19 protein-coding genes are annotated in these 17,016 nt (G+C 69.1%); 5 read left to right on the forward strand and 14 right to left on the reverse strand.

Annotated elements, in window-relative coordinates:
* The first annotated feature begins 45 nt into the window (after positions 1-45).
* The 5 genes from OV207_RS37095 to OV207_RS37115 all read left to right on the forward strand — a co-directional run bounded on the left by OV207_RS37095 (position 46) and on the right by OV207_RS37115 (position 5,390).
* Positions 46-546 carry a ferritin gene (locus tag OV207_RS37095; RefSeq protein WP_267559789.1) on the forward strand — a complete coding sequence of 167 codons (501 nt, stop codon included), beginning with the start codon at positions 46-48 and terminating at the stop codon, positions 544-546.
* A gap of 57 nt (positions 547-603) precedes the next feature.
* Complete coding sequence (gene encA / locus OV207_RS37100) at positions 604-1,476, forward strand: encapsulin nanocompartment shell protein EncA (protein ID WP_193430128.1); 873 nt, start codon at positions 604-606, stop codon at positions 1,474-1,476.
* A gap of 20 nt (positions 1,477-1,496) precedes the next feature.
* Positions 1,497-2,921, forward strand: coding sequence for a sigma-54-dependent transcriptional regulator (locus OV207_RS37105; RefSeq protein WP_193430129.1), 1,425 nt, complete (start codon positions 1,497-1,499; stop codon positions 2,919-2,921).
* A gap of 79 nt (positions 2,922-3,000) precedes the next feature.
* Complete coding sequence (locus OV207_RS37110) at positions 3,001-4,032, forward strand: peptidoglycan DD-metalloendopeptidase family protein (protein ID WP_193430130.1); 1,032 nt, start codon at positions 3,001-3,003, stop codon at positions 4,030-4,032.
* Positions 4,033-4,112: 80 nt separating this feature from the next.
* Positions 4,113-5,390 carry a hypothetical protein gene (locus OV207_RS37115; protein WP_267559791.1) on the forward strand — a complete coding sequence of 426 codons (1,278 nt, stop codon included), beginning with the start codon at positions 4,113-4,115 and terminating at the stop codon, positions 5,388-5,390.
* Between the two features lie 27 nt (positions 5,391-5,417).
* Here OV207_RS37115 and rsmI read toward each other — a convergent pair whose 3' ends face one another.
* From rsmI to sdhB, 14 genes are all read right to left on the reverse strand, one after another.
* The gene (gene rsmI / locus OV207_RS37120) at positions 5,418-6,251 is read right to left on the reverse strand and encodes a 16S rRNA (cytidine(1402)-2'-O)-methyltransferase (RefSeq protein ID WP_193430132.1); all 834 of its coding nucleotides are present in this window, start codon (positions 6,249-6,251) and stop codon (positions 5,418-5,420) included.
* A 10-nt stretch (positions 6,252-6,261) separates the two neighbouring features.
* Entirely contained in the window at positions 6,262-6,627 is a 366-nt protein-coding gene (locus OV207_RS37125; RefSeq protein WP_193430133.1) for a YraN family protein, read from the reverse strand.
* Positions 6,628-6,664: 37 nt separating this feature from the next.
* Positions 6,665-8,569: an ATP-binding protein gene (locus tag OV207_RS37130; RefSeq protein ID WP_267559793.1), complete on the reverse strand. Its 1,905-nt coding sequence runs from the start codon at positions 8,567-8,569 to the stop codon at positions 6,665-6,667.
* A gap of 101 nt (positions 8,570-8,670) precedes the next feature.
* Entirely contained in the window at positions 8,671-9,069 is a 399-nt protein-coding gene (rplS, locus tag OV207_RS37135) for a 50S ribosomal protein L19 (RefSeq protein ID WP_193430135.1), read from the reverse strand.
* A 117-nt stretch (positions 9,070-9,186) separates the two neighbouring features.
* Complete coding sequence (gene trmD, locus OV207_RS37140) at positions 9,187-9,924, reverse strand: tRNA (guanosine(37)-N1)-methyltransferase TrmD (RefSeq protein WP_193430136.1); 738 nt, start codon at positions 9,922-9,924, stop codon at positions 9,187-9,189.
* Complete coding sequence (gene rimM, locus OV207_RS37145; RefSeq protein ID WP_193430137.1) at positions 9,921-10,466, reverse strand: ribosome maturation factor RimM; 546 nt, start codon at positions 10,464-10,466, stop codon at positions 9,921-9,923. Before rimM ends, trmD begins: the two co-directional genes overlap by 4 nt.
* A complete protein-coding gene (locus tag OV207_RS37150) occupies positions 10,463-10,747 on the reverse strand; it encodes a KH domain-containing protein (protein ID WP_193430138.1) in 285 nt (94 codons plus the stop codon). Before OV207_RS37150 ends, rimM begins: the two co-directional genes overlap by 4 nt.
* Positions 10,748-10,770: 23 nt before the next feature.
* Positions 10,771-11,031 carry a 30S ribosomal protein S16 gene (gene rpsP / locus OV207_RS37155; RefSeq protein WP_014397299.1) on the reverse strand — a complete coding sequence of 87 codons (261 nt, stop codon included), beginning with the start codon at positions 11,029-11,031 and terminating at the stop codon, positions 10,771-10,773.
* Between the two features lie 100 nt (positions 11,032-11,131).
* Entirely contained in the window at positions 11,132-12,262 is a 1,131-nt protein-coding gene (gene rlmN / locus OV207_RS37160; protein WP_193430139.1) for a 23S rRNA (adenine(2503)-C(2))-methyltransferase RlmN, read from the reverse strand.
* Between the two features lie 88 nt (positions 12,263-12,350).
* On the reverse strand, positions 12,351-13,166 hold the full coding sequence (locus tag OV207_RS37165) for a siderophore-interacting protein (protein WP_267559794.1): 816 nt from the start codon (positions 13,164-13,166) through the stop codon (positions 12,351-12,353).
* Positions 13,167-13,362: 196 nt separating this feature from the next.
* Entirely contained in the window at positions 13,363-13,788 is a 426-nt protein-coding gene (gene ndk, locus OV207_RS37170; protein WP_267559795.1) for a nucleoside-diphosphate kinase, read from the reverse strand.
* Positions 13,789-13,826: 38 nt separating this feature from the next.
* The gene (gene sucD / locus OV207_RS37175) at positions 13,827-14,726 is read right to left on the reverse strand and encodes a succinate--CoA ligase subunit alpha (RefSeq protein WP_120530930.1); all 900 of its coding nucleotides are present in this window, start codon (positions 14,724-14,726) and stop codon (positions 13,827-13,829) included.
* A gap of 30 nt (positions 14,727-14,756) precedes the next feature.
* On the reverse strand, positions 14,757-15,917 hold the full coding sequence (gene sucC, locus OV207_RS37180; protein WP_193430142.1) for an ADP-forming succinate--CoA ligase subunit beta: 1,161 nt from the start codon (positions 15,915-15,917) through the stop codon (positions 14,757-14,759).
* 289 nt (positions 15,918-16,206) lie between these two features.
* On the reverse strand, positions 16,207-17,013 hold the full coding sequence (sdhB, locus tag OV207_RS37185) for a succinate dehydrogenase iron-sulfur subunit (RefSeq protein ID WP_267559796.1): 807 nt from the start codon (positions 17,011-17,013) through the stop codon (positions 16,207-16,209).
* Between the last annotated feature and the right edge of the window lie 3 nt (positions 17,014-17,016).

Here is a 17,016-nt window from a genome sequence, read left to right on the forward strand (position 1 = left end):
TGTTTCACTTGACGGTGCCCCCACGGGTTGCGAGGGTCCGCCCCAATGGCCGGAAAGTCCGACAACGAGCGGTCCGACGTCGCGCGCATCCGCGCCGTGCTGGCACGTGAACTCGAAACCATCAACGAGTACGAAGCCTTCGCCGAGGACTCCTCCAACCCGGAGGTCCGCGCCTTCTTCCTGCACCTGGCGGCCGAGGAGAAGGAGCACGTCTCCGAGGCCACGCACATGCTGCGCCTGCTCGACAAGGGCCAGGACGCGCACTTCGCCAGGCCGTTCGTCGCCGGTCACTTCCAGCAGGCCGTGGGGGGTGTCGCCGCCGAAGCCGCCCTGCCGGCCGAGCGTGTCGTTGAACCGGCGACGGTGGCCGTCCGGGCCCCGCCCGCCGTGGGACGCACGACGGCCGAGCCGCTCACGTCCCTGCCGCCCCAGCGCCTCATCTATGGCGTTCCCGCGCCGCCGCCTTCCGCCAACAGCCATCCCCTCACCGTGGGCACCCTGCGACGTGGTGGTGGTGGTGGCGGCGGCTCTGGCAGCGGTCGCTGAACCCCCTTGTCCCCTTTGACTTCCTTCTCATCTCCCGCTCCCGTCACGGAGACACCGATGCCTGACTTCCTTGGACATGCCGAGAACCCGCTGCGCGAAGAGGAGTGGGCGCGCCTCAACGAGACGGTGATCCAGGTGGCGCGCCGGTCGCTGGTGGGCCGCCGCATCCTGGACATCTACGGGCCGCTGGGCGCCGGCGTGCAGACCGTGGCGTACGACGAGTTCCAGGGCGTGTCCCCGGGCGCGGTGGACATCGTCGGGGAACAGGAGACCGCGATGGTCTTCACCGACGTGCGCAAGTTCAAGACGATCCCCATCATCTACAAGGACTTCCTGCTGCACTGGCGGGACATCGAGGCGGCGCGCACGCACAACATGCCGCTGGACGTGTCCGCCGCCGCCGGGGCCGCCGCCCTGTGCGCGCAGCAGGAGGACGAGCTCATCTTCTACGGGGATCAGCGCCTGGGCTACGAGGGCCTGATGACGGCCAACGGCCGCCTCACCGCCACGCTGGGTGACTGGACGGCGCCGGGCGGCGGGTTCCAGACCGTCGTGGAGGCCACGCGCAAGCTCAACGAGGCCGGCCACTTCGGGCCGTACGCCGTGGTGCTGTCGCCCCGGCTGTACTCGCAGCTGCACCGCATCTACGAGAAGACGGGCGTGCTGGAGATCGAGACCATCCGCCAGCTCGCCTCCGACGGCGTCTACCAGTCCAACCGCCTGCGCGGTGAGTCGGGCGTGGTGGTGTCCACCGGCCGGGAGAACATGGACCTCGCCGTGGCGATGGACATGGTCGCCGCCTACCTGGGCGCCAGCAAGATGAACCACCCCTTCCGCGTGCTGGAGTCGCTGCTGCTGCGCATCAAGCACCCGGACGCCATCTGCACCATCGAAGGCGCCCTCCCCGCGGCCCCCCCGGCGCGCCGATAGCCCTCCCAGCGCGGGTCCCCATGGCGAAGGTCCTGGTCATCGACGATGAGACGAACCTGCGCAAGGTGCTGGCCGCCCTGCTGCGCCGCGACGGGTTCGACGTCACCGTCGCGGAGAACGGCGAGCAGGGCCTCGCCGAGTTCCACAAGAACGGCGCGGACATCGTCGTCACCGACCTGGTGATGCCCAAGCTGGGCGGCATGGAGGTGCTCGCCGCCGTGCGCGCCGCCAACCCGGACGTGCCGGTGATCATCATCACCGCGCACGGCACCGTGGACTCCGCGGTGGAGGCCATCAAGGCCGGCGCGTTCGACTACATCACCAAGCCCTTCGACCAGGTGGAGCTGTCCTCCGTCGTGGCCAAGGCGGCCAAGACGAACGAGAGCGCCAAGCGCTCCGTGCGCGCGGACCACAAGGCGAGGTCCGCCATCATCGGCGAGTCGCCGCCGATTCAAGACGTCTACAAGATCATCGACAAGGTGGCGGACACGCCCTCCACGGTGCTGATCACCGGCGAGAGCGGCACGGGCAAGGAGCTCATCGCCACCGCGCTGCACGGGGCCTCCAGCCGCCGCGACAAGCCGTTCATCAAGATCAACTGCGCCGCCATCCCCGCCACGCTCCTGGAGAGCGAGCTGTTCGGCTACGAGAAGGGCGCCTTCACCGGCGCCGTCACGTCCAAGCCGGGCCGCTTCGAGCTGGCCGACGAGGGCACCCTCTTCCTGGACGAGATCGGCGAGATCCCCGTCGAGATGCAGGTGAAGCTGCTGCGCGCGCTCCAGGAAGGCGAGTTCGAGCGCGTGGGCGGCATCAAGACGACGCGCGTGAACGTGCGCCTGGTGGCGGCCACCAATCGCGACCTCCAGGCGGAGATTGAAGCGGGCCGCTTCCGCAAGGACCTGTACTACCGGCTGGCCGTGGTGCCCATCGTGCTGCCCGCCCTGCGCGAGCGCCGGGGTGACATCCCGATGCTCGCGCTGCACTTCGTGGACAAGTACAACCGGCGCCTCAACAAGAAGATTGAGGGCATCGCCGACGACGCGCTGGCGCTGCTCCAGGCGTACGCGTGGCCGGGCAACATCCGCGAGCTGGAGAACCTCATCGAGCGCGTGCTGCTCTTCGCGGACGGCCCGTCCATCACGGCGAAGGACCTGCCGGAGCCGGTGCGCGGCGGGGCGGGCGTGCAGGCGGGGGCCTCGGTGGGCGGCTCGCTGGGCACGCTGGACGTCCCGGTGGGCGAGGTGGGCCTCAAGGACATCGTGCGCATGAAGGCCGCGGAGCTGGAGCGGGACCTCATTGTGAAGAAGCTGGATGAGACGGGCGGCAACGTCACCCGCGCCGCGCGCCTCCTGCAGATCAGCCGCAAGTCGCTCCAGACGAAGATGAAGGAGTTCGGCCTGCGTGACACCACCCCGGACGGTCAGGACGACGGCCCGGACGAGTAGCAGCCCCGGCGCGCCGAAATATCGCCGTTCCGTCGGCGGTTTCGGCCCCCGCGTACCTTCTCACCCTCAGGGAGCTTGAATGCGGCCGAATCTTCCCACCCTCGGTGGACCACCGAAGCGCAATCCCTTCGGACCGGTGGTTGCCGTCTCCGTCGTCCTCGGCGCGGCCGCGGGCGGCGTGTGGTGGTGGAAACAGCGCATGGCGGATGCTCCCATGGACGCGGCCTCGCAGGCGGCGCTGGCCGTGGACGCGGGCAGCGTGGCCCAGGCCCCCGCGGCGCCCCCCGTGCCCATGGATCCGGTGAAGGCCGCGGGTCTGGAGCGCGCGTCCATCCGCATTGAAGGCCCGCTGGAGACGGCGCTCGTCCAGGCCGCCGGCGCGGAGGTGGGCCCCGCCCTGGCCCAGGTGGTGACACGCACGCTGGTGTGGTGGGTGCGCGTACCCGGGGAGATCCTCCGGGGCGACACGCTGGACGTGCTCTTCCAGCGCCGGCCCAACGAGGAGCCGCTGGTGTACGCGGTGCGCTTCACCTCCGGCAAGACGGGCCAGACGCACCGCGCCTACCGCTTCCAGTCCGGCCCCGAGACAACCGCCCGCTACTACGTGCCGAACGGTGACGAGCTGGAGCTGCGGATGGAGCACTCGCCCATCGACAGCTACGAGCAGATCACCTCCCTGCTGCGGGACGGCCGGGGCCACAAGGGCGTGGACTTCCGCGCGCCGGTGGGCACGACCGTCCGGGCGCCCTTCGCGGGCGTCGTCAAGCGCAAGAACTGGAACTTCGGCAGCAACGGCAACTGCATCGAGTTGGTGGAGTCCGGGGGCAAGGGCCGCCGCGCCCTCTTCCTGCACCTGGCGGAGCTGCCCCGGTCGGTCCAGCCCGGGATGCGCGTGTCGGCGGGCCAGGTCCTGGCGCAGAGCGGCAACACGGGCCGCTCCTTCGCCCCCCACCTGCACTATCAGCTGATGCTGGGGGAGAACCGGGTCCTGGACCCCTTCGACCAGCACAAGACCTTCCGGGCCTCCCTGACGGCCACCCAGAAGGGCGCCTTCGAGGCCGAGGTCCAGCGGCTGGACGGACTGCTGGGCACGTCCGTGGCGGGCAAGTAACGCCCACCCATTTCTTGACACTCCTCCGACGGCACGGCTAGCTGGCAGGCTCCTGGGCCGTGGGTCGTCGGAGGTTGTGGATGCACAGGTTTCGAACCGTCATCGCCGCGCTGACGCTGGGTGCGCCGCTCGCCGCCAGCGCCGCGGACATCACCCGCATCGCTTCTTCCTTCGAGGATGACGATCCGTTCGATCTCTTCCTCGACGTGGGGTTCGAGCGCACGCAGACGCGCGCGAAGATCCTCCGCGAGCAGCTCGGAAGCGGGGGGGAACTCCGGGAGGTCAACGAGCTCTGGTACAAGGGCGTGGACGCGCGGCTGAACCTGGCGCTCGCGTTCGGCCTCTGGAAGGACCTGGAGTTCAACTTCAAGCTGCCCATCGTCTTCCAGCAGAACGAGAGCTGGGAGTTCGTGTCCGGCACGGGCCAGAGCAACTCCAGCATCACCAACAGCTGCTTCAACGCGGACGGTTCTCCGTACTCGTCGGAGGGCTGCGTGGGTCGGCTCTTCAGCATGCCGCAGGAGAGCTACCGGGGCGGGATGGGCAACATCCACTTCGGGCTGGCGTACGCCTTCTTCAACCAGGAGAAGGACAGCACGAAGCCCACGTGGATCATCGGCATCGACTACGAGGCGCCCACCGCCAAGCAGCGCGACCCGAGCGTGGACACCACCGACCCGGATGGGGACCGTGGCAACGTGGGCGACCGCGTCCACAAGTACCAGCTCTACACGTCCTTCTCGCGACGCATGGGCGCGGCGGACCCGTACTTCAAGGCCTACCACACCATCCCGGTGCGCGGCCCGAAGGCCTATTCCAACTGCGATCAGGCCGGTCCGAACCCGTCCAACCTGGGCGCCCCGGGCAACTGTGGCCAGGGTCCATGGAGCCGTCAGGAGACGGGCATCCAGGCCCCCTCGCAGACGGGCATCCTCTTCGGCGTGGAGCTGGTGCCCTTCGAGAGCGCGGCCAAGGCCCAGAAGTTCACGGTGGACGCGCGCCTGATGGGCAACTACGTGGGCCGCGGCCGGTACTACAACGAGCTGAGCTCCGCGCTGCGCAAGCTGCTCACCTCGGAGGACTACCTGCAGGTGGGTGGGCAGATCGGCGTCACCGCTCGCGCCGCGCAGGCCTTCACCATCCGCGCCTCCGGCAACTTCCTCTACAACACGGACCACCTGCTCACGTCGGAGACCCTCGGTCAGGACCTGAACGGCGATGGCACCGTGGACGCCAACCCGGGCTCGCCGGAGCTGAACCCCACGTTCGACTGGCGCTACGACCTGGCGTCCCGCCGCTTCCGGGCCATCCAGAGCACCACGTTCCGCTTCGACCTGGGCGCCAGCTTCGCCTTCTAGGAGCGGCGCCCCCTGGAGCAGCGGCCGCTACCGCTGCTTCAGGCCCAGGCCCATCCGGTACACCTCCTGGCCGGGCCACCCCGCGCGGCGGGCCAGCTCGGTGCTCAGGGGCTTGAGCTTCTCCCCCCGCTCCAGGCCGGACTCCAGCGCACGGCGCACCTCTTCCTCGCTCCAGCGCTGCTCGCCGGTGCGGCCCTCCACCACGATGACCACCTCGCCCCGGGTCTCCTCGGCGGCGTAGCGGGCCACCAGGGCGGACAGCGGGCCCCGGACGAACTCCTCGTGCAGCTTGGTCAGCTCCCGCGCCACGCACGCGCGCCGGTCCCCCCAGGCCTCCTGGAGGTCGGCCAGCGTCTCTCCCAGGCGGCGCGGGGACTCGTAGAGCACGCAGGTGGCGGACAGGGGCGCCACCTCGTCCAGCATGGCCCGGCGCTCCGGTCCCTTGCGCGGCAGGAAGCCCAGGAAGTGGAAGCGGCCCGTGGGCAGTCCCGACGCGCTCAGCGCCGCCACCAGGGCCGTCGCCCCGGGAATCGGCTCCACCTTCAGGCCGCGCTCCAGGGCTTCGGCCACCAGCTTCTCGCCCGGGTCGCTGATGCCAGGGCTGCCAGCGTCGGTGATGAGCGCGCAGTCCTCCCCTGCTTCGATGCGGTCCAGGATGCGCCCGGCGCGCTGGCCCTCCGCGAAGGCGGGCAGGCTCACCAGGTCCTTCCCGGTGATGCCGAAGTGATCCAACAGGATGCGTGAGTGCCGGGTGTCCTCGCACGCGAGGAAGCCCGCCGTGCGCAGCACTTCCAGGGCCCGGGCGGTGACATCCCCCAGGTTCCCGATGGGCGTGGCCACGAGGTAGAGCGTTGCAGCCAAGGACAGGTCCTCACATGCCGGCGTCGAAGGCGGCGGGGATGTGTTCCACCCGGGCGGCTTCGCCCCGGCCCACGACGGAGATGACGTCGAAGCGCACCATGCGCCCGTCGATGCCGTTCTGGAAGAGATAGTGCAGCGCGGCCTTCACCACCCGACGCTGCTTGGCGAAGGACACCGTGTGCGCCGGGTCTCCCCACACCGCCGAGGCGCGCATCCGCACCTCCACGAAGGCGATGACTTCCTCGCGCTCCGCCACGATGTCCAGCTCACCGTAGCGGCACGTCCAGTTGCGCGCCCTCACCCGGAAGCCTTGCGACTCCAGCAGGCGCACACCCTCCTCTTCCGCTGCGTCCCCCGACTCCCGCCTCGTCCCCATCCCGCCCCCGCTGCCCGCAGAGCACTTCCGGCAGCGGCTACACGTTAACGGTGCCGTCCGACATCTGGGCGAAGCCGGGGTGGGCGGTGACGTGCAGGACCTGCGTCAGCGTGCCCAGGTGCTTGAGCATGCGCGCCACCAGGGGCAGCTTCGCCTCGTCCACGCCGGTGAGCACGTCGTCCAGCAGGAAGGGCCGCTTCACCCGGGCGCACGTCTTCTCCACCACCGTCATGCGCAGCGCCAGGTAGTAGAGATCCAGGTCCTTGGGAGGCAGCTCGCCCACCGGGATGCGGCTGTTCTGCGTGAGCGCGAAGGCATTGCCCTCGCGGTCCCACTCCACGCCCTGGTAGCGCCGGTCGGTGAGCGCGGTGAGGTACTGGACGCAGCGGTCCTTCAGGAGCGCCTGCACCGACAACAAATCCGACGTGAGCACGTCCGCGGCCTGCGACAGCACCACCGGAGAGGGATCCTCCAGCGGATCCACCGGGACCGGGGCCTGCCCGGGAGCCGTCGCGACCGGCACGGGCGGCGCCTTTGCCAGCGCGATGGACTCCTTCAGGCGGCCCAGCTCGCGCTCCACCTCGCGCAGGTCGCGCACGTAGGTGCCCTTGGCGGTCAGCTCCGCGTTGAGCTCCTCCTGCTGCACGCGCATCTCCTGCCCCTGGCGCAGGGCGTCCTGGTACTCGGCGGACGCCTCGAACTCCTCCAGTTGGGTCTGCAGCTCGCCCAGGCGGATGCCCAGCAGGTCCTTCTTCTCCAGCGCGGGTGCGATCTCGTCGAGCGTCTCCACGTCCAGGGCCTTGATGGCCATGCGCACCGGCGCGTCCTCGACCTCGAACTCGTCGAGGATCTTCTTCTCCCGCGCGCCCTTGCGGTTGTCCTTGGTGCCCCGGCGGGTGGCCTTCTGCAGGTCGTCCACGTAGCGCAGCGCCATCAGCGCGGCCGTGCCGAAGGCCGGGATGTTGAGCAGCGCCAGGTAGCGCCACATGGGCGCGCCCACGGAGCTGAAGCCCAGGCCCACGCTGAGCCCCAGGAAGAGCACGCCCGACCCCAGGCCGCCCCAGAAGTAGCGGTTCTGGGTGAGCGGCGGCACCTTCAACGCCGCGTCCTCCAGCTCCGGGTCGCGATCCGTCTCCAGCCGCGCCAGCGCCTCGTCCCGCCGCGCCACCGCCTTCGGGTGCCGCTTCACGCGCGTGAGGATGTCCTGGGGCAGGCCCAGCGACTCCGGCGAAGGCGCCGCGCGCCAGGCCGCCTCCGCCTCCACGATGGCGGCCTTGAGGCCCTCGCCACCCCGGAGCTTCGAGTCGGCCTCGAAGATGAGCGACGACAGCTCATCCACTTTGAACTGGAGCTGATCCACCTCGCGGGAGACGACGACCTCCTTCTCCAGCGCCTTCACCTTCGCCTCGGCGGCCTGGATGTCCTCCGCGGGCCGCACCGCGCTGGCCGTCGCCAACGACGGCGTGCTGCCGGAGGCCCTCGCGGCGACCACCTGCGCGGACGCCTTGCGAGGCCGACGCGACGGCAGCATCACCAGCTGGAGGCAATACACCTGTTCGAACGTGGTGCGCGGCGGCAGGCCCGCCTGGCCCCGCAGGTACTGGTTGATCTCCGCCGTGTCCGACGACATCAGCTCCGGCTGGCTGGTGGTGGGATTCAGCCGGTGCAGCGAACCGGATCCACCCAGCTCGCGCAGCACCCGGTACGTCATCCCATCCTGGCCCACGAACGTGAGCGCGGCCTTGCCGGAGCGGCCGCCCGAGCCCACGAAGCTGGAGTCACCGCCGCGGCCATCCGAGAACAGCAGCGACAGCGACAGGCCCGCCAGCGGCAACACGTCCGCCGTCGGCGGCTTGAGGATGAGGTACCCGGTCTTCAACGGGAAACGGCCAGCGGGGGAAAACCCGCGGACGTTTTGGATGGCAACCTCGACGAAGTGCATGGCGTGCGCAGTCTAGCCCGAACGAAAAAAGGAGCGTCCAGTGACGGACGCTCCTTCTCGCACGCGGCCGCGAAGGCCGCGAGAGGGTTTCTGGGGACCTACTAGCCCTGGGCTGCGGCGAGCTTGGCGGCCTTCTTCGCGGCGCGCTCCGGGTCCACCTGCACGTCGACGCGAGAGGCCTTGCCCTTCAGCTCGCGGAGGTAGAAGAGGCGCTTGCGGTTCACGTCGCCGCGGGTGAGGACCTCGATCTTCTCGTAGCGGGGGCTGTGGAGGGGGAAGATGCGCTCCACGCCGACGCCGAAGGACATCTTGCGCACGGTGAACGTGGCGCGGTTGGTGCCCTTGGTCTTGCGGATGACCACGCCCTCGAAGGCCTGCACGCGCTCCTTCTCGCCTTCCTTGACCTTCCAGTGGACGCGAACGGAATCACCCGTACGGAACTGGGTGAGGTCCTGGCGCAGGAACTTGTTTTCGACGTGCTGAATGAGGCTGCGGCGCATGACGACTCCAAAAAGCGGAACTTGACGCGCAGGGCGCGTGGAAAGAGCGGGCCGTACTAGCAGAGACTGCCGTGTCGGACAAGCCCGCTTCGAAGGGTTCCGCGAGGACGCGCAGGGTTACAACTCTTCCTCACCCCTGGCGAGCAATTTCTGATCCGCCTTGCCGAACTCCAGACGCGAATACAGATCGGGACGCCGCGCCTGCGTGAGCTTGATGGCCTTCCAGCGACGCCAGCGTGCGATCCTGGCGTGATCGCCGGACTGGAGGACGGCCGGGACCTCGACGCCCCGGAAGACAGGCGGTCGGGTGTAGTGCGGGTACTCGAGCAGGCCCTCCTCGAAGCTCTCCGCCACGGAGGAGGCCTCGTTGCCCAGCACGCCCGGCACCAGCCGCGTCACGGCGTCCACCACCGCCATGGCCGCGACCTCGCCGCCCGTGAGCACGAAGTCGCCCAGGGACAGCTCGCCGTCCAGGTAGGGCATCACCCGTTCGTCCACGCCCTCGTACCGGCCGCAGACGAGGATCAGCCCGGCCTCGTGCCGCACCAGCTCGCGCGCGGTGGTCTGGGTGAAGACGGGGCCGCGGGGGCTCATGAGCAGCACCTTCGCGCCGGGCAGGCGGGCCCGCGCGGCCTCGATGGCGGCCACCAGCGGTTCGGGCTTCATCACCATGCCGGCGCCCCCGCCGTAGGGCGAGTCGTCGGTGACGTGGTGTTTGCCCACGGCGAAGTCGCGCACGTCGGTGAGCGTGACGCGGAAGAGCCCCTTCTCCTGCGCCTTCCCGAGGATGCTCGCGCCCAGATAGCCGGACAGCATCCCCGGGAACAGCGTGAGGATCTCCACGGGGTAGCTCACCCCGCGTCTCCGTCGTCGCGCCCCTCGACCTCCAGGTATTCAGGGGGGCGGATCACGATGCGCCCCGCCGCGATGTCCACCGACGGAACGAACTCGTCCGCGAAGGGCACCACCAGCTCCGGACGGCCCTTCGCGCGGATCACCAGGTTGGGCACCTCGCCGGTGGCCCAGACCTCTTCCACGGTGCCCAGGGACGTGCCCTGCTCGTCCACGGCGGCGAGCCCCACGAGGTCGCCCTGGAAGAACTCGCCCTCCTCGGGCGGCTCCAGGTCCTCGCGGTAGACGAACACCTTCGAACCCACCAGGGCCTCGGCGGCGACGCGCGTCTCCACGCCCTCGAAGCCCAGCAGGTCCTCCTTGTTCGCGCCGCGGAAGGACTCCACCACCATCTCGCGCTCCTCACCGGAGCGCAGACGCAGGCGGACACGCTCGACGGTGCCGAGCGTCTCCGAGGCGGGGTCGAAGCTACGGACCGCCACCTCGCCCTTCAGGCCGTGCGCGCGGGCCACATAGCCCAGCTCCAGACAGGTGGACGCGCTCACCGCGCGGCGTCCGGAGCTGGCGGTACCGCGGGCGAACCCGGGGCGCGGCGATCGTCGAGAATCTCCAGGCGGACCTTCTGGCCCTGCTTCTGGGCGGCGGCGTTGAGCAGCGTCCGGAGGGCGTTCACCGTGCGCCCATCACGACCGATGACCTTGCCGACGTCCTCGGGGGCGACCTTCAGCTCATAGAGCTGGCCGCCATCCGCCTCGGAGATGCGCAGGGCGACCTGGTCCGGTTGATCGACCAGGGCCTTCGCCAGGTACGTGAGCAGCGGCTCCACGTCTTGTCCAGACGGGGGCGAGCTCAGGCGGTGGTCGCCGGGGCCTGCTTCTTCGCCGTCTTGATCAGGTCCGCGACCGTCTCCGAGGGCAGCGCGCCGCTCTTGAGCCAGTAGTTCAGCCGCTCCTCGTTGAACTGCACCTTCGCGGGGCTGTGGTTGGGGTCGTAGGAGCCGACCTGCTCCAGGAACTTGCCGTCGCGCGGGCTGCGCGAGTCGGTGGCAACCACATGGTAGTACGGCATCTTCTTGGCGCCCGCGCGGGCAAGACGGAGGACAACGGCCATGGAACGCTCCAGCGAACAGGTGACTTCAACAGTAACAGGCGGAGGGGGGCGCTCTTAGCGCCCCTACATCTGGATTGTCAAGGAAGCTCGGGTGCTTATGTCACGTCGGGGCTTCCGCGGCCGCTTCGCCCCGGTTGGCGAGCTGCCCACAGGCGCCGGCGATGTCCCGGCCCCGGTTCCTGCGGATGTACGCCGCGACGTGGGCCTCGGAGAGGATGGCGCGGAACTCCTCCGCCCGCTCCTCGCCCGTGCTCTGGAACCCCAGGCCGGGGTTCTCGTTGTAGGGGATCAGGTTCACCTTCGCCGGGATGTCCCGCAGCAGCTCCCTCAGCCGGTGCGCGTCCTCGTCGGTGTCGTTGAAGCCCTTGAGCAGCACGTACTCGAAGGTGATGCGCCGGCCCTGGCGCAGCGGGAACTTGCGGCACGCGTCCAGCAGCGCCGCGATGTTCCACTTGCGGTTCACCGGCATCGTCTTGCTGCGCTGCTCGTCCGTGCTGGCGTTGAGCGAGATGGCCAGCTTGACGTCCGTCTCCTGACCGAAGCGCTCGATCATGGGCACCAGGCCCACCGTGGAGACGGTGATGTGCCGGTGGCTGAAGTTGGGGCCGTCCTGGGACTGGAGGATGGCGAGCGCCGTCTTGAGGTTCTCGAAGTTGTGCAGCGGCTCGCCCATGCCCATGAACACCAGGTTCGTGAGCGGACGGAGCGTCTCCAGGGACTCGTTGCGCCGCACCTCGCGGTTCACCGCGTGCACCTGGGCGACGATCTCCCCGGGCGTCAGGTTGCGCTTGAGGCCCAGCGTGCCCGTCATGCAGAAGGTGCACGCCATGGCGCAGCCCACCTGGGTGGACACGCAGAGCGTCTTGCGGTCCTCCGACGGCATGTAGACGGACTCGATGAAGCGCCCGTCGCGCGTCTTGAAGCGGTACTTGATGGTGCCGTCGACGCTGCGCTGCTCCAGGTCCTTCACCAGCGGGACGATCTCCGCCTGGACCTTGAGCTTCTCGCGCAGGCCCTTGGACAGGTCCGTCATCTCATCGAACGTCGTGGCCCCCCGCTGGTGCAGCCAGCGGTAGAGCTGCGCGGCGCGGAACGGGCGCTCGCCCAGCTGCTCGCCCAGGAACAGGGCGAGCTTCTCCTTGGAGAGACTGGCCACGTCGACCAGCTTCGCCGGCGTGGGCGCGGGCAGGGGCTCGGTGACGGGCAGGACGGTGGCGGTGGACTCGGACATCGTTCAGTCTGGCCTAACGGAAGGCAACGGGCCGTGCTTCCCACAAGAAGGCACGGCAAGTCAAAGGAGGGCACGCCCCCTGCCCTGCCTACCCCTTGGAGTCGTGGTGCTCGGCGGCGCCACGCTTCCAGTAGCCCGTCACGCGCATCCAGTCCTTGTTGAGACCGCGCTCGGCCACCAGGTGTTCCCGGATGGGCTTGAGCGACGTCGCCTCGCCCGCCACGAACACGAACCCCTCCCCGGGAGGCTGGGTCCAGGCCCGCAGCGCGTCCTCCAGCAGCCGCGTCGTGCCCGCCTCCGCGCCTCCCCGGTGCAGCCAGGTGAGCTGCACGTCCGCGCGGCTGTCGATGCGCTGCTCCTCGGAGGCGTCCGCCACCTCGATGAAGGCGAACGCGCGGGCCCCCGCCGGCAGCTCCTCCAGCCGCCGGGCGATGGCCGGCAGCGCGCTCTGGTCGCCCGCGAGCAGGTACCAGTCGAAGTCGCCCGCCACGTCGTGGGTGCTCCGCGGCCCGCCAATGCCCAGGAAGTCGCCGGGCTTCGTGTGGACGGCCCACTGGCACGCCGGGCCTTCGCCGTGCAGCACGAAGTCCAGGTCCAGCTCCCCCGCCTTGGGGTCGAAGCGGCGCGGCGTGTAGTCACGCGACGCGGGCTTCGCGAGCCCCTCCGGCATGGACAGGCCATGGGGCCCCACCACCGGCATGTTCGGCCTCTTCACCCCGGGCTCCGCGAAGAAGACCTTCACGTGGTCGTCCGCGCCGGGGGTGGTGAAGCCCTCCAGCTCCGGGCCGCCCAGCGTCACGCGCACCATGTGCGGCGTCAGCTGCGTCACCCGAAGCACCTCCAGCAACCGCAACTTCACCGGGAACGGCCCCCGACGACTCACGCGCTCTGATCCACCGCTCATGCGTTCTTCCTTGCCGATAGTGACTTGCATTATCGGTAGCAAGGACCGCCCGGGAGGGCAACCGGATACGCCCGTGGAAGCCACGGGCGGGCGGGCGGGCGCGGGAAAAGACGACGGCCCGGGCCTGCGCCTTGTGAGGGGCACGGGCTCCGGGCCGGAGTCCTGTCCAGCGCGGTGGCTGGAGGCTGCGTGACGACTAGTACTTCTGGATCTCGGTCTCGCGGAAGAAGTACGCGATCTCGTTCTTCGCGTTCTCCAGGCTGTCCGAGCCGTGCACCGTGTTCGCGTCGATGCTGTCCGCGAAGTCCGCGCGGATGGTGCCCTTGTCGGCCTTCTTCGGGTCCGTGGCGCCCATGAGGTCGCGGTTGGCGAGGACGGCGTTCTCACCCTCCAGCACCATCAGGACCACCGGGCCGGAGATCATGAAGGCGACCAGGTCCTTGAAGAAACCCCGGGCGCTGTGGACCGCGTAGAAGCCCTCCGCTTCCTTCTGCGACAGCTGCTGCAGACGGATGGCGACGGGCGTCAGGCCCTTCGCCTCGAAGCGGGAGATGATCTGCCCGACGACGTGCTTCTTGAGCCCGTCCGGCTTGATGATGGACAGCGTGCGCTCGATGGCCATGGAATTGAGTCCTCGTGTGTGTTCGCGGGGATGACGGTTCAGCGGTTCTTCTTGGGGGCGCCGCGCTTGACGACTTCCTGCAGCGTGGTGCCCAGCTCGGCGGGGCTCGCGGCCATCAGGATGCCCGCGGCCTCCATCGCCTTGATCTTCTCACCGGCCGTGCCCTTGCCGCCGGAGATGATGGCGCCCGCGTGGCCCATGCGCTTGCCCGGGGGCGCGGACTGACCGGCGATGAAGCCGGCGATCGGCTTGGTGAACTCACGGGCCACGTACTCCGCGCCCGCCTCTTCGGCGCTGCCGCCGATCTCACCAATCATGATCACCGCGTCCGTCTCCGGATCCGCGTTGAAGAGCTTCAGCACGTCCACGAAGTCGGTGCCATTGACGGGGTCGCCGCCGATGCCCACCGCCGTGGACTGGCCCAGGCCCAGCTGCGTGAGCTGGTGCACGGCCTCATAGGTCAGCGTACCGGAGCGCGACACCACGCCAATGCGACCCGGCTTGTGGATGTGGCCCGGCATGATGCCGATCTTGCACTTCGCGCCGGGCGTGATGACGCCCGGGCAGTTCGGGCCGATGAGGCGCACCGACTTGCCCTGCAGGTAGCGCTTGGCGCGGATCATGTCGTTGACGGGGATGCCCTCGGTGATGGTGATGATGAGGGAGATGCCCGCGTCCGCGGCCTCCATGATGGAGTCGGCGGCGAAGGGCGGCGGCACGAAGATGACGGACGTGTTCGCGCCCGACTGCTTCACGGCGTCGGCCACCGAGTTGAACACGGGGACCTTGCCCTCGAAGTCGGTGCCGCCCTTGCCCGGCGTGACACCGCCCACCAGCTTCGTCCCGTACTCCAACATCTGCTTGGCGTGGAACGAGCCCGCCGAGCCGGTGATGCCCTGGACGAGGACCTTCGTATTCTCGTTGACGAGGATGCTCATGGCGTTCCTTCAGGAAAGAGTGCGCGACGACTACTGGATCGCCGCCACGGCCTTCTCAGCCGCCTGGCGCAGGTTGTCCGCGGGGGTGATGGCGAGCCCGGAGTTGCGGAGGAGGTCCTTGCCCTTCTCCACGTTGGTGCCCTCGAGCCGCACGACGAGCGGGATCTTGAGCTGCACTTCCTTGGCCGCCGCGATGATGCCCTCGGCGATGACGTCGCACTTCATGATGCCGCCGAAGATGTTGACGAGCACCGCCTTGACCTGGGGATCCGCGAGGATGAGCTTGAAGGCCGCCGTCACCTTCTCCTTGTTCGCGCCACCGCCCACGTCCAGGAAGTTGGCCGGAGCGCCGCCCACCAGCTTGATGGTGTCCATGGTGGCCATGGCCAGGCCCGCGCCGTTCACCATGCAGCCGATGTTGCCGTCCAGCGCGATGTAGGCCAGGTCGAACTCCTTGGCCTGCGTCTCGCGGGGCTCCTCCTCCGCGACGTCGCGGTACTCCAGCAGGTCCTTGTGCCGGTAGAGCGCGTTCTCGTCGAAGGTGACCTTCGCGTCGAGCGCCACCACGCCGCCATCCTTCAGGATGACCAGCGGGTTGACCTCCACGAGCGCCGCGTCCGTCTCCATGAACATCCGGTAGAGCGCGGAGCAGAACTGCACGAACTTGTTCACCGTGGGGCCCGTGAGGCCCAGCCCGAAGGCCAGCTTGCGGCCCTGGAAGTCCAGGAAGCCCACCGCCGGGTCCACCGACTCGCGGAGGATCTTCTCCGGGTGGTGCTCGGCCACTTCTTCAATCTCCACGCCGCCCTCGCGGGACGCCATGAAGGTGATGCGGCTGGTGGCGCGGTCGAGCGTCACGCCCAGGTACAGCTCCTGGCCGATGGCGAGCCCTTCCTCGATGTAGACCTTGTGGACCGTCTGCCCTTCCGGGCCGGTCTGGATGGTCTTGAGCTTCATGCCCAGCATCTGGGCGGCGAGCTCCTTGGCCTCCGCGGGGCTCTTGGCCAGCTTCACGCCGCCGCCCTTGCCGCGGCCGCCCGCGTGGATCTGCGACTTCACCACGACGACCGGCGTGGCCAGCGTCTTCGCCGCGGCCTCCGCTTCGTTGGGGGAGAGCGCGAGGATGCCGCGCGGCGTGGGCACGCCATACTTCCGGAAGAGTTCCTTGCCCTGGTACTCGTGGATCTTCATCGAATCTCCGGGTGGGACGAGGGGAGACGGGGACGGCCCCGACGGGGCGGTCAACGCCGGCCCTCATTGCGCAGAAAGCGACGCTTGGCAAGGCCGTTTGGCCTCCAGCGTCGAAGCGGCACGGACACTCCGTCCCGGACATAACCCCCGGTGTCCGGGCAGATGAGCGGACCTTCAGCCCCCCTGCCCCGCTGGCGCACACCGGAAATGACCGCGGCCCCGCCCGGCGGCCCAGGGAAGGGACGCCGACACGGGGCCGCGAGCAGGCACGGGGAGCGTGCGGGAGGACCTAGCCCGGACCGCTCGACGCCTTCTGATCCTCTTCCTTGAAGAAGATGTCCTTGATCATCAGCTTGGACACCTCACGGTTCATCACCGCGATGGAGGTGGTGAGGGGGATCTCCTTCGGGCAGACCTTCACGCAGTTCTGTGACTTGCCGCAGTCCTGGATGCCACCGGGGCCCATGAGGGCGCGCGTGCGCTCCTCCGCGTTGAGCTTGCCCGTGGGGTTCATGTTGAACAGGCGGGCCTGGCTGATGGCGGCGGCGCCGATGAAGTCGTTGTCCACCGTCACCTGGGGGCACGCCTCCAGGCAGCTGCCGCAGGTGATGCACGTGGACAGCACGTACATCACGGAGTGGTCCTTCTGCGACTGGCGCGGGCCGGGGCCCAGGTTGTACGTGCCGTCGACGGGGATCCACCCCTTCACGCGCTTGAGCGCGTCGAACATGCGCTCGCGGTCCACGGTGAGGTCGCGCACCACCGGGAACTTCTTCATCGGCTCCAGGGTGATGGGCTGCTCCAGCTTGTCCACCAGCGCGGAGCACGCCATGCGCACCCGGCCGTTGATGTTGATGGCGCAGCTGCCACACACCTCTTCGAGGCAGGCGGCGTCCCAGATGACCGGGGCGACCTTCTTGCCGTCCGTGGTGACGGGGTTGCGCTGGATCTCCATCAGGCAGGAGATGACGTTGGCGCCCTTGCGATAGGGGACCTTGAACTCCTCGAAGTGGCCCGGCTGGTTCGGATCCACCTGCCGCCAGATGCGGAAGGTGATGGTCTGGGTGCTGACGGCGCTGGCCTGTGCGGTGTCCATGGT

Origin of the sequence: Corallococcus sp. BB11-1 (assembly GCF_026626625.1) — a bacterium.
In the GTDB taxonomy this organism is placed as follows: domain Bacteria; phylum Myxococcota; class Myxococcia; order Myxococcales; family Myxococcaceae; genus Corallococcus; species Corallococcus soli.

Bases quoted from the DNA above. Each gene is read 5' to 3' on its own strand.
- OV207_RS37095 (WP_267559789.1), top strand. From the start codon at position 46: ATGGCCGGAAAGTCCGACAACGAGCGGTCCGACGTCGCGCGCATCCGC.
- encA (WP_193430128.1), top strand. From the start codon at position 604: ATGCCTGACTTCCTTGGACATGCCGAGAACCCGCTGCGCGAAGAGGAG.
- OV207_RS37105 (WP_193430129.1), top strand. From the start codon at position 1,497: ATGGCGAAGGTCCTGGTCATCGACGATGAGACGAACCTGCGCAAGGTG.
- OV207_RS37110 (WP_193430130.1), top strand. From the start codon at position 3,001: ATGCGGCCGAATCTTCCCACCCTCGGTGGACCACCGAAGCGCAATCCC.
- OV207_RS37115 (WP_267559791.1), top strand. From the start codon at position 4,113: ATGCACAGGTTTCGAACCGTCATCGCCGCGCTGACGCTGGGTGCGCCG.
- OV207_RS37125 (WP_193430133.1), bottom strand. From the start codon at position 6,627: ATGGGGACGAGGCGGGAGTCGGGGGACGCAGCGGAAGAGGAGGGTGTG.
- OV207_RS37130 (WP_267559793.1), bottom strand. From the start codon at position 8,569: ATGCACTTCGTCGAGGTTGCCATCCAAAACGTCCGCGGGTTTTCCCCC.
- rplS (WP_193430135.1), bottom strand. From the start codon at position 9,069: ATGCGCCGCAGCCTCATTCAGCACGTCGAAAACAAGTTCCTGCGCCAG.
- rpsP (WP_014397299.1), bottom strand. From the start codon at position 11,031: ATGGCCGTTGTCCTCCGTCTTGCCCGCGCGGGCGCCAAGAAGATGCCG.
- rlmN (WP_193430139.1), bottom strand. From the start codon at position 12,262: ATGTCCGAGTCCACCGCCACCGTCCTGCCCGTCACCGAGCCCCTGCCC.
- OV207_RS37165 (WP_267559794.1), bottom strand. From the start codon at position 13,166: ATGAGCGGTGGATCAGAGCGCGTGAGTCGTCGGGGGCCGTTCCCGGTG.
- ndk (WP_267559795.1), bottom strand. From the start codon at position 13,788: ATGGCCATCGAGCGCACGCTGTCCATCATCAAGCCGGACGGGCTCAAG.
- sucD (WP_120530930.1), bottom strand. From the start codon at position 14,726: ATGAGCATCCTCGTCAACGAGAATACGAAGGTCCTCGTCCAGGGCATC.
- sucC (WP_193430142.1), bottom strand. From the start codon at position 15,917: ATGAAGATCCACGAGTACCAGGGCAAGGAACTCTTCCGGAAGTATGGC.
- sdhB (WP_267559796.1), bottom strand. From the start codon at position 17,013: ATGGACACCGCACAGGCCAGCGCCGTCAGCACCCAGACCATCACCTTC.